Origin of the sequence: Alteromonas sp. RW2A1, from assembly GCF_001886475.1 — a bacterium.
In the GTDB taxonomy this organism is placed as follows: domain Bacteria; phylum Pseudomonadota; class Gammaproteobacteria; order Enterobacterales; family Alteromonadaceae; genus Alteromonas; species Alteromonas hispanica.
In genome coordinates this window covers 2339588-2351201 of record NZ_CP018031.1, presented here as the reverse complement: position 1 = coordinate 2351201, position 11614 = coordinate 2339588, and the positions used below count along the sequence as shown (strand labels likewise).

Annotated in this window: 8 protein-coding genes; 7 read left to right on the top strand and 1 reads right to left on the bottom strand. The window is 43.3% G+C overall.

Going from position 1 to position 11614, the window contains the following annotated elements; all coding sequences use genetic code 11:
- Nucleotides 1-8 precede the first annotated feature (8 nt).
- Together zipA and ligA are read left to right on the top strand one after the other, a co-directional pair.
- A complete protein-coding gene (zipA, locus tag BM528_RS10565) occupies nucleotides 9-1559 on the top strand; it encodes a cell division protein ZipA (RefSeq protein WP_071979774.1) in 1551 nt (516 codons plus the stop codon).
- Between the two features lie 173 nt (nucleotides 1560-1732).
- Nucleotides 1733-3769, top strand: a complete 2037-nt coding sequence (gene ligA / locus BM528_RS10560; RefSeq protein WP_071979773.1) for an NAD-dependent DNA ligase LigA — start codon at nucleotides 1733-1735, stop codon at nucleotides 3767-3769.
- A gap of 192 nt (nucleotides 3770-3961) precedes the next feature.
- Here the strand turns inward: ligA and BM528_RS10555 are convergent, their stop codons facing one another.
- On the bottom strand, nucleotides 3962-4486 hold the full coding sequence (locus tag BM528_RS10555; protein WP_071979772.1) for a DUF2062 domain-containing protein: 525 nt from the start codon (nucleotides 4484-4486) through the stop codon (nucleotides 3962-3964).
- 249 nt (nucleotides 4487-4735) lie between these two features.
- On the opposite strand from BM528_RS10555, the gene BM528_RS10550 reads away from it, so the two are divergent.
- The 5 genes from BM528_RS10550 to kdsB all read left to right on the top strand — a co-directional run bounded on the left by BM528_RS10550 (nucleotide 4736) and on the right by kdsB (nucleotide 11498).
- Nucleotides 4736-7582 (top strand): DNA internalization-related competence protein ComEC/Rec2, encoded by a 2847-nt coding sequence (locus tag BM528_RS10550; protein WP_083595262.1) that lies wholly within the window; start codon nucleotides 4736-4738, stop codon nucleotides 7580-7582.
- A 193-nt stretch (nucleotides 7583-7775) separates the two neighbouring features.
- Nucleotides 7776-9524: a lipid A export permease/ATP-binding protein MsbA gene (msbA, locus tag BM528_RS10545; protein ID WP_071979770.1), complete on the top strand. Its 1749-nt coding sequence runs from the start codon at nucleotides 7776-7778 to the stop codon at nucleotides 9522-9524.
- Entirely contained in the window at nucleotides 9521-10552 is a 1032-nt protein-coding gene (gene lpxK / locus BM528_RS10540; RefSeq protein WP_071979769.1) for a tetraacyldisaccharide 4'-kinase, read from the top strand. The genes msbA and lpxK overlap by 4 nt, the downstream gene beginning before the upstream one ends.
- Nucleotides 10542-10736, top strand: coding sequence for a Trm112 family protein (locus tag BM528_RS10535; RefSeq protein ID WP_071979768.1), 195 nt, complete (start codon nucleotides 10542-10544; stop codon nucleotides 10734-10736). Before lpxK ends, BM528_RS10535 begins: the two co-directional genes overlap by 11 nt.
- A gap of 12 nt (nucleotides 10737-10748) precedes the next feature.
- Nucleotides 10749-11498, top strand: coding sequence for a 3-deoxy-manno-octulosonate cytidylyltransferase (gene kdsB / locus BM528_RS10530; RefSeq protein WP_071979767.1), 750 nt, complete (start codon nucleotides 10749-10751; stop codon nucleotides 11496-11498).
- Nucleotides 11499-11614: the final 116 nt, after the last annotated feature.

Sequence of the window (11614 nt, the reverse complement as noted above, 5' to 3'; positions counted from 1 at the left end):
AGAATTAAATGGAAGATGAATTACGTCTATTTCTACTGTTAGGTGGTTCTGTTTTTATCATAGGCGTGTTGGCCCATGGTATTTGGAAAATAAGAAACAACAGTAAACCGGAAGAAAAGCAGCGTCTTGAGCCACGTCAGTGGGACGAGAATGATGACGATGAGTATACAGAGTCGCGCGATGACAGTGGTTTTGACGAACTCGGTATTGGCAGTGTAAGGGTAGTGGGCGATAGTCCAAATTCTGAACCCGCTTCTGACAGTGAACAGAACAAGGCATCTACCGACTTCAGCAATGAAGAAAACAGGCAGTCACTTTCCAGTGATCATTTGGCCAGTGATTATTTGGCCAGTGATTATTTGGCCAGTGGTGGTTCAGCTGATTCGAGCGAAAAGGAAGACAGCGCAGATATTGATGCGGCTGATGACGAGAAAAGCAGAACCGTTATTGCCACGCCTGCAGAAGAAAACTCAGATTCAAAAGAGCAGCGTTCTACGCTCTATGGTTCGGTAATAACGAATCCAAAACCTCACATAAAAAACAGTAGTCGTCACGCAGCTGAACCAGCAACGCTAAGAAATGACAATATTGCTGACTTTCCCGAGCCACCCGATTTTTTACTCAGAGATTCTGAAACCTCTGAAGACACAGAAAGTTCCATGCAGGCTGAGACTTCGGGACAAGCAGATAGCTCTGTAGATGATAGCTCTTTGCCAGTAAGCTCCACATCTGAAACAAGTGCCTCGACTCATGAGTCTTCTCATGATGCAACTTCATCATCAAATACTCATGCAAACAGCACAACGGCACAGATGAAAAGTGCACCTCGTTCAGAAGTGCCTAAGGCCACCTCAACGCTTTACGTAGACGCGACAAGAGATGAAGGTGAGAATACTGGAGCACGTGTTGAGCCTATCTTTTCCGACCCGTTGAATAATGAAAGCTATGATGAAAAGCCGCAGGGTAGACAGCGTTTATCAAAAACACGACGTAGTAAAAGTCCTGCGAGAAAACGTGAAGAGCCAAACTTTGGTGATGATCAGATGCGCATTGATTTTGATGACAGCGAATCGCAAGCATCATCTGCCTCGAAAGAGTCATCGAGCAGCAATTCATCAGAACCTCCGGCGCAAGAAGTATTAGTACTTAACGTTCGAACACCTAATGATGCACCTATCTCGGGCGCTGCCTTGCTACCCATGTTGCTAACCCTAGGTTTCAAGTTTGGCGATCAGGATATCTTTCACCGCCACGTCAACTCTAATGGCAAAGGACCCGTTTTATTTAGTCTTGCCAATATGTTCAAACCAGGCGTTTTTGATATAGATAATTTAGAGAACTTCGATACTCAGGGTGTGTCTTTATTTATGATCCTACCTATTGAGGGCGATCCGCATCAGGTTTTTAATATGATGCACAACGCTGCGCGCAAATTGGCTGATGAGTTCAATGCTCAGGTTCTCGATGGTCGCAGAAGCATGCTTACCAAACAAGGCTTGCAGCAGTATGTTGAGAAAATTCGTGAATTTGAGCGTAAAAGAATGATCTCTCGAAGCTGATTGAGTGTTTCTAAGCTGTAGTTGAGTCGAGGGGTAAAGGCCCTAAACGACATTTAGCATTTATTTTTACAAGGACTTGAACAGCAGGTCCTTTTTCATTTAAGCAGAAGTGTAAACGCTAATTTTACCTCTACTTTAATAATTTCAAATTTTTATGGTGTGATTTCGACTCTATGTCCAATACCTTAGAGAAAGCAAAAAACGACGTGGCAGCGCTACGTAAACAACTCAATGAATATAACTATCAGTATTATGTTCTTGACGACCCGTCAGTGCCCGATGCCCAGTACGACAGGGATATGCAGGCATTAATTGCGCTAGAGCAAGAATTCCCAGAACTGAAAAGTGCTAACTCTCCCAGTCAAAAGGTAGGCGGTGCTGCACTATCTGCTTTTGAGCAAGTGACACACGAAGTTCCTATGCTGTCTTTAGACAACGCGTTTGACGATGCATCTTTATTGGCGTTTGAAAAGCGCCTCAAAGATCGCCTTAAAGACACTGCATCACTCTCATTTAGTTGTGAACCCAAGCTTGATGGCCTTGCTGTGAGTATTTTGTACGAAAATGGCGAGCTTGTGCGTGCTGCAACAAGAGGCGATGGACAGGTAGGGGAAAACATAACTGCCAATGTACGAACTATTTCTAATATTCCATTGTCTTTACGAGGAGAACAATGGCCTGAAAGAGTTGAAGTGCGCGGTGAAGTGTTTATGCCTAGAGATGGGTTTGAAAAGCTGAATGAGAGTCAGCGTGGGAAGGGGGCAAAAGTTTTCGCCAACCCGCGCAACGCGGCCGCGGGCAGCTTGCGACAGCTAGACTCGAAAATTACCGCAAAAAGGCCACTCATGTTTTACGCCTATTCTCTAGGCGTGGTGCAACCAGACACTTTTGAATTGCCAAATAGTCACAGTGAGCGCCTTAATAAACTGGCATCGTGGGGGCTTCCCTTATGCCCAGATATCAGCACTGCCGATGGCGGGAACGGGTGTTTGGAATACTACAATCTTATTCTTAATAAACGGGATGCCCTGCCGTACGACATTGATGGAGTGGTGTTTAAGGTAGATGATATTGCTATACAAAACAGGCTTGGATTTGTCGCCAGAGCACCGCGCTGGGCAATTGCACAAAAGTTCCCTGCTCAGGAAGAAGTCACAACACTGATTGATGTAGAGTTTCAGGTAGGGCGCACTGGCGCAATTACGCCTGTTGCCAGGCTCGAACCTGTGTTTGTTGGTGGTGTTACAGTATCAAACGCTACGCTACACAACCAAGACGAGATTGAGCGATTAGGCGTAAAGGTAGGCGATACCGTTGTAATTAGGCGAGCTGGAGATGTTATTCCTCAGGTGGTTTCTGTGGTTGAAGCGAACCGTACTGGTAGTGAAACTGAAATCAATTTTCCCCAACAGTGCCCAGTGTGCGATTCAAATGTTGAGAAACTAGAAGACGAAGCTGTGGCAAGGTGTACCGGTGGTTTAATTTGTGCAGCACAAAGGAAACAAGCGCTTAAGCACTTTGCCTCTCGTAAAGCGTTTGATATCGATGGACTTGGCGACAAGTTAGTCGATCAACTTGTTGATGCTGATTTAGTGCACACTCCGGCCGACTTTTTTACCTTACCTTTAAGTAGCTTAATAGGTTTGGAGAGAATGGCAGAAAAGTCGGCCACCAAACTGTTAGATTCACTGGAAGCCTCTAAAAAAACGACACTGGCAAAATTTCTTTATGCGTTAGGTATTCGTGAAGTAGGCGAAGCAACTGCGGCTAATTTGGCCATGCACTTCACCATGTTAGATGCTATTCAAACCGCAACCCTTGAAGCATTAGTAGAGGTTCAGGATGTTGGTAAGGTTGTGGCAGAACATATCTTTAACTTTTTCAACGAAAGCCACAATACCGACGTAATCAATGCTCTATTAGAGGTAGGAATACATTGGCCTGCGGTTGAAAAAAGAGAAGAAGCAAACTTACCGCTTAAAGGACAAACTTGCGTGATTACGGGCACATTAAGTGAAATGGGGCGTTCAGATGCCAAAGCTCGTCTTCAGGTGTTAGGCGCTAAGGTTGCAGGTTCGGTATCGAAAAACACCGATTTCTTAGTGGCTGGTGAAAAAGCAGGCTCTAAACTGACGAAAGCTCAAGAACTTGATGTTGATGTATGGGACGAAGCTACTCTGATAGCTTTTCTGAACGAGCATGAGGCATAAAACGAGCATGAGGTGTAGCATAGAACAATACCCGTGTAGGGTATTCTGACTCATTTCACGCAGCGCGTTAACTGCAGGGAGTGCACGTTAACGTCTTAAGCCTCTAAAAAAAGCTAGTGAGCAGTGCGCGCTAGCTTTTTCATATCTTAGCGCAATATAGCATGCGGAAGTTAACGCTCTTCTAACGCTCTTCTAATTCTCATCTATGCGGTTGTGTTTTCTGCGTTCCCACGCCTTTCTTACCTGAAAGCGCCATATCCAGTTAAGCGATAGATAGCCCGCTAATCCAAAAACCACTGAACATATTCCGCATCCCACCAAAAACGCAGGCCCTATGGTATTGATACTTTCAACTACCCACTGCCAGCTAAATTGAAATTCAAAGTGTTCAGGTTTGGTCCCAAGTACAGTAGTTCCTACCTTATAGGCACCATAGAATATGGGAGGAATAGTGAAGGGATTGGTTATCCATACGGTAGCAACTGACAGGGGGATATTGGCTCTAAACGGAATAGCAACACCCGCAGATAGCCACATTTGAAATGGCACCGGCCAGAATGCAAAGAAAAGCCCAATGCCAAACGCACCAGACGCTGAGCGGCGATTTAGATGCCATAAATTCGGCTCATGAAGAACATGGCCAAACACTTTAAGGGCTTTGTTTTTCTTGATGCTTTGATGATCTGGCAGAAAGCGTCGAATAAATTTCTTAGGCATAGAGTTCGATGCTTCTCAAATTAAGAGTCAAAAAGAACATGATAGCTCGCAATGTTAATCATAAAAAAGAAAAAAATATTTTGCCAATTTTCGCCACGTACACCTTCGAGGATTAAACCCAAGCTCGTTAAACCCAAACTCGGAAACTGGCAAGTTTATTAACCCTAATAAAGTTTGGCAGTCTACGCTACTAAGCTACCTAAATAAGCTACCTAAATAAGGTCTAGATAAAAATAGTTACGTGAATCAATGGTAAATCGTATCACAATTTGGCTATTTAGTTTTTGCGTTGGCGCAATCAGTGCGGTTTTTTGGCCTCGCTTACCTTCAAAAAGCGAACTTTTTTTACTAATCGCACTGGTGATATTGTTGCTTACCATTCTAGCCACTTATCACCGGTTTGCGTTAAGCCCAACAACAAAACTCAAGCCTGAACATATACCAAGACAATTTCCATGTCAGTGCGCGAGTGAAGCCTCTTTTTACACTTTCAACCGAAACCTATACAAGGTCTCATCCTTAAGACTCTTCCCTCTTAGCAGACGCTCTGTCGCTTTCCTGAGCATGCTTGTTGCCTGCGGCGCATTGACGGGCGTTTTAATGGAGGCGAGTGTAGGGTATTACCACTATGCTTGGCAACTCCCAAAAGACAAAATTCAAAAAGACATCATATTACAAGCTCGCGTTTTAAGCGGTGGCTGTATACCCAACCCTAAAGGTCCAGTACATAAAAAAAGCCTCGATACTTCCCCCAATACAACTATCAGTACATCTATCAATACATTCACTGAGGTAAAAAGTCATCGCTATATGGTTGAGTTTATAGCGCCAAATGACACCGAACAATCACCTCAGTCTACCTTTATAGAGGGGCTTGCTGGCAAAAAAGGAAGGCTTACAGCTCCCACAATAAATGATTCGAATCAGCTTGATGAAAGCAGCTGCCTTCATAATGGCGATATCTTCCTGGCGTTGGTAAAACTAAAGCCAAGCTATAGCACTCAAAATCCGGTGGGGGCTAATCAGCAAAAGCATCTTATGGCGGATCATGTTCACGTTACCGGTTACATTAAAAAGCTTTATTTTGCCCATGTATCTCACCGTCACAGCTTTCGCTTGCGTATGGCATCAGTACTTAATGAGTTAAGGGGCAATAACCTTCAATGGTGGCAAGCGCTTCTTTTAGGGCTTCGAGGTGGTTTTACACCGTTACATTGGGAGCTTTTGCAAGTTACGGGCACGGGCCATTTATTCAGTATTTCAGGCATGCATTTAGGCGTAGTTGCAGGTTATGTTTTATTGTTCTGCTGTTGTATCGTTTACTTGAAAGCTCAGCTAAGCAGTGCTTTTTCGGCATTGTTTGCTTCAACGAAGAAGTCTCAAAGCCTGTTCAAGCGAGAGCATCTATTAGCTTCGTATATCAACTACAGACACCTTGTTATATCTATCGTATGGATAGGTTGTGGTCTTTACACTTTGCTAAGCGGCTTAGCGTTGCCCGTTGTAAGAGCTTATGTACTGCTAACTGTAGCCAGTGTGTTGACACTGTTATGCTTTACATACAGGCCTCTTCACCTTGCAGTTGCGATGGTAGCGGTAAGTATAGCGCTATTCCCATTATCCATATTAAGTGCAAGCTTTTATTTAAGCGTGAGTGCTGTACTTTACATTTGGTTCTTAGTTGCCAGATTCCGATTATCTACACAGTCATTTGTAAAAACATTATTTAGCTTACAAATATTGTTAAGCATATTTATGATCCCCGTCACTGTTATATTCTTCAGCACATTTTCTGTCGTAGGGCTTTTGGCCAATATTATTGCAGTACCCATTATTACCTTGCTGTTGCCGCCTGCTTTGCTTGTTCTGCTCATTTTAACGTTGTTAAAAATGAATTTAGTTGGTGAGAATAGGGTTGATACTTCAGGAAACGCTTCGATAATTTCAGAGGTGTCTGAATTCTGTATTTCAGCGGTAGAAAAGCTGTTCAGTTACTTAGATACCGTCATGACGTGGCTTATTGAATTTTTGAAATTTTTAGCACGCTACGAAAATGCTTCAATAGATATTAACTTAGATGCTAAAGCAGCGGTCTGTGCACTGGCATTTATGTTTTTACTCATTGGCCCACGTTGGCGCTATAAAAAGGTAGCGGTGATTGTACTTCTTGTTCCACTTTTAACACTACGCGTACCCAGTAATCCAAAACAATGGAATGTACATGTTTTAGACGCGGGGCAGGCCAGCGCAATTGCAGTGGTAAAAGCAGGTAGGGCTTTAGTTATTGATTCTGGCGCTAGTTACAGGGGGGTAGCTTATACGGCCAGCGAAGTGCTATTACCCTTGCTGAACAAGTTAGGTATTGAATCTATCGATTATGTTTTTCACACCCACAAAGATAACGATCACGCCGGGGGAAAGGCCACTGTAGCAAATTCAGATCTGGCTAGTCGTGCTCTTTGGTTTTCTCCTACTGAAGGCTGTGAACAAGGCAAAACAGAAAAGTGGCAAGGCTTACGCATCGATATTTTATGGCCATTACCGGGTAATTCCACAAACGATAATAATCATTCCTGCGTGATTAAAATAAGCGACGCATTTAATAGTATTTTATTGCCAGGCGATATTGAGCGAAGCACTGAATATGCTCTGTTAAATACAGTGAACGCAGCAACCACAAATCAGTCAGCAGAAGATGCGAATGCATCATTTAAGTCAGTTGCACCAACGTTAACTGTAGATGCAGATATCCTTATTGCTCCACATCACGGAAGCAACACCTCATCTACGTCAGTATTTGTCAGACAGGTTAACCCTAAAGCCATAATCATTACACAGGGGTTTGAGAACCGCTGGAAGTTTCCGGCACTTCCTGTAATACAGCGTTATGAAGCACTTGGTGTCCCTTACTATATGTCGAGTTACCATGGGTATATGAAAATAACGTTAGGGAGTTCCAAAGTTTGTATGTTGTCTAAATGGTTGAATAGTAGGTTTGAAAACGATTACTGTAACCACAATGTAGTTATTCAGTCTCAGCGTTTCGACTTAAACGAGCGTTGGTATTTGAAAGCAATCTATCCGTCCCATTTGTAGGCCATGCCAGACATTCAACTGTGTCAGCAAAAATGAAACCTTGTGAATATTAAAGCGCTGGAAGGTGAGATTTTAATCGAATTACCTGTGAAATTAGGGAATTATTATAATACCGAGTACAATATATCGCAGTAAAAACACAACAAAGTCTTGTGAGTTTATCAACGAATTTTAAGACGGGTGAACATAATTCATGCAGCAAACCGAAGCCTCGGATTTTCAAATTAAACGCTTTTTAAACTATCTAAAAGCATACAAAGTGCCTTTCGTTTTCGCCATCATAGGAATGATAGGTTACTCGGCAGTTGATACGTTTGTGTTTGCACAACTTCAGCCTATGATTGATGAATCGCTAGGCAAAAACGACCACGAATATTTAAGACTAGCAGCGTATGCCATAGTTCCGCTGTTTCTACTTAGAGGTATATTCAACTTTTTAGGTACCTACACGCTAAGTTGGATTGGTGCTCAAGTTGTTATGCGTATGCGACAGCAATTGTTCGACAAATATATTCATTTACCCGTTGAGTTTCACGACAATCATGCCGTAGGTGGTTTGATTAGTAAGGTCACTTACGATACGGAGCAAGTGGCTAACGCGTCGGGTAAAGCCTTACTTACGCTTATACGAGAGGGAGCTCTCGTTATTGGCCTATTAGGTGTTATGTTTTACTACTCGTGGCAGCTCTCGCTTATTTTTCTTCTCATTGGACCATTAGTTGCCGTTATAGTCGCGTTTGTTAGCAAGCGTTTTAGAGTGGTGAGTAAAAACATTCAGCATTCTATGGGCAATTTGACATCGTCAGTCGAGCAAGCAGTAAGAGGACACAAAGTGGTTCTCATGTTTGGTGGTCAAAAAATAGAGCAGGACAGATTTAAGCAAAAAAACAATCATAATCGCCAGCAAACCATGAAGCTGTCGGTAACGCAAATTCTCAGTGTGTCCTCTATTCAGGTAATTGCTTCAATTGCACTGGCGGTAGTTTTGTTTATTGCCAGCACCCCGGGCATGTTAGAGCAACTTACTGCCGGCGTATTTATTAACGTTGTGTTCTGTATGGTTATGTTGCTAAAGCCTTTGAAACAGCTCACCACCATCAACAATCAATTTCAGAAAGGAATGGCTGCATGTGCGAGTATTTTTGAGATACTCGACCAGCAAGATGAAGACGATTCAGGCTCGGAAAAGCTTGATCGTGCAGCAGGTAAATTAGAGTTTGATGATGTCACTTTTTATTACCCAGGCAAACAAACGCCAGCCTTATCGAACGTGTCATTCACTGCCAACCCTGGTCAGTCTATTGCCTTGGTAGGCCGTTCAGGCAGTGGGAAATCTACAATTTCTTCTCTGCTTACACGTTTTTACGTGCCTCAAGAAGGAGAAATTCGTCTTGATGATAAAGCGCTCAATAGTATTGACCTTAAATCTCTACGCGCCCAGTTTGCAGTGGTTTCTCAAAATGTCACACTATTTAACGACAGTATTGCCAATAATATTGCCTACGGCGCACAGGAAAGTGTTTCTCGCAAAGATATAGAGCATGCCGCCCAAATGGCACATGTAGACGAGTTCTTAGCGAATTTACCCGATGGCATGGACACGGTGATAGGTGAGAATGGCCTTATGCTCTCGGGTGGGCAACGACAGCGCATTGCCATTGCCAGAGCTATTTTGGCCGAGGCACCTATTCTTATTCTGGACGAGGCAACGTCTGCACTTGATACGGAGTCTGAGAAACTCATTCAAGATGCATTGGAAACACTGCAAAAACGTTGTACCAGTATTGTGGTGGCCCATAGATTATCAACCATTGAAAATGCTGATGCTATTATGGTGGTCGAACAAGGCAAAATTATTGAAAAGGGCAGTCATAGTGAGTTGCTGGCTAAAACGGGGCACTACGCCCAACTACATGCTTTGCAATTTGGTGATAGTAAGTGAGTGATATTGCAAAAAAGTGGTATCGCGGCCATCCCTTAGTGTGGTTGCTATCTCCGCTTGCCCTGCTTTTTTATCTGATTTCTGCGCTTCGCCGTTGGCTGTATGCTATTGGCGTTAAACAATCGGTAAAAGTAGACGTTCCCGTTATTGTCGTTGGAAATATATCAGTAGGGGGTAATGGCAAAACTCCCGTAGTGTTGGCACTCGCCGAATATTACAAAAATAAAGGTGTAAAGGTTGGTATTTTAAGTCGAGGTTATGGCGGTAAATCAGATTTTTATCCGCGAAAAGTAAGTGAAAACGACGAAGCGAAACACGTTGGTGATGAGCCCCGATTATTGGCCGGTCGCAGTGGTTGCGATGTGGTCATCGACCCTAACCGCGTGCGCGGAGCAACCTATCTTGTCGAACAATGTGAGAGCGACCTCATCATTTGCGATGATGGTCTACAGCACTATGCGTTATCACGAGACGTTGAATTAATAGTAATGGATGATAGGTTAGTGGGTAGCGGTTTTTTATTACCTATGGGACCTTTGCGTGAGGGGAAATGGCGTCTAGGAACTGTAGATGCAATTATACACAACAGCGCAGTTATGCCACAGTTATCTCAACCGTGTGCAGCGCAGTTTCTAATGTCCTTAGAACCAGGCAATTTGGTCAATGTTACAGATAGGCAGCGACAGATAACTTTAGACAGTTTTCGTGATAGCGCAGTGAGTGCACTTGCGGGAATAGGCTCGCCACAGCGCTTTTTTTCTCAGCTAGAGAATTTGGGTTTAAAGCTCGATTCTGCCCGTGCGTTTCCCGACCATCATGACTTTACTGTTGACGATATACCCACTGAAACAGTCATAATGACAGAGAAAGATGCGGTAAAGGTGTCGGCTTTTGCACATAAATACTGCTGGTTTTTGCCTGTAACAGCAAACATCGACAATCAATTTTTCAATCTGATTACAAATAAGCTGTTGAACTGCGGATTGACGGTTCAAAGCAATGAAAAGGAAAATGAGAATGGCATTTGATAAAAAGCTATTAGACGTTTTAGCATGCCCCGTGTGTAAGGGAAAGCTGGTATTAGATGAGTCTAATGCAAGGTTAGTCTGCCGTTTCGATCGCTTAGCGTACGACATTAAAGAAGGCATCCCCGTGCTTATTGAGAGCAAGGCTACAACCCTGTCATTAGAACAAGTAGACGAGACTCGCTAAGGTAAAACAATTATGGCTTTTACAGTAATTATTCCGGCAAGATATGGATCTAGTCGCTTTCCCGGTAAGCCATTAGCATTAATTAACGGTAAGCCTATGATTCAGCATGTCGTTGAGAGAGCCACAGAAGCAGGTGCAGAAAACGTTATCGTGGCAACTGACGATACTCGTATTGAAGAAGTGGCTAAAGCCTTCAGTACAGTATGCATGACATCAAGCGATCACCAATCAGGCACAGAAAGAATTGCCGAAGTGGTAGAGAAAATGGCGCTGAATGATGATGCCATTGTGGTGAACGTTCAAGGCGATGAGCCCTTTATACCCGCTGAAAATATTCGTCAGGTTGCCCTTAATCTTACAAACGCAACTCAGTGTGACATGGCTACACTGACAACGCCCGTAACCGCAACAGATGATGTGTTTAACCCCAATATTGTGAAAGTTGTAGTTAACACAAACGATGAAGCAATCTACTTCTCCCGCTCGCCTATACCTTTTGAGCGAGACAGAATGATGGCAAATAAAAACGATGCTAATACTTCGCTTTATCATCGTCATATCGGTATTTATGCTTACCGGGCACGATATATTCAGCAATACGTAAATTATAAACCAAGCGCGTTAGAGCAAATAGAGTCGTTAGAGCAACTGCGAGCCTTGTGGTATGGCGACAGCATCCACTGTCAACAGGCTGTCGCATCGCCACCCATTGGCATCGATACCCCAGAAGATCTCGAACGTTTACTTACAACATTAAACTGATGAGAAATAAGGGGGCGGCTTTTTAGTAACAATGTTTTACTTAAATTTACTTACGAGCACAGAGAAAAGCATACACCCAGCATTGATGAAATAAACATAAACAAATCACTGATATA

What these genes read in the sequence shown, in the direction of transcription:
- zipA (WP_071979774.1), top strand. Translation starts at nt 9, where the DNA reads ATGGAAGATGAATTACGTCTATTTCTACTGTTAGGTGGTTCTGTTTTT.
- ligA (WP_071979773.1), top strand. Translation starts at nt 1,733, where the DNA reads ATGTCCAATACCTTAGAGAAAGCAAAAAACGACGTGGCAGCGCTACGT.
- BM528_RS10555 (WP_071979772.1), bottom strand. Translation starts at nt 4,486, where the DNA reads ATGCCTAAGAAATTTATTCGACGCTTTCTGCCAGATCATCAAAGCATC.
- BM528_RS10550 (WP_083595262.1), top strand. Translation starts at nt 4,736, where the DNA reads ATGGTAAATCGTATCACAATTTGGCTATTTAGTTTTTGCGTTGGCGCA.
- msbA (WP_071979770.1), top strand. Translation starts at nt 7,776, where the DNA reads ATGCAGCAAACCGAAGCCTCGGATTTTCAAATTAAACGCTTTTTAAAC.
- BM528_RS10535 (WP_071979768.1), top strand. Translation starts at nt 10,542, where the DNA reads ATGGCATTTGATAAAAAGCTATTAGACGTTTTAGCATGCCCCGTGTGT.
- kdsB (WP_071979767.1), top strand. Translation starts at nt 10,749, where the DNA reads ATGGCTTTTACAGTAATTATTCCGGCAAGATATGGATCTAGTCGCTTT.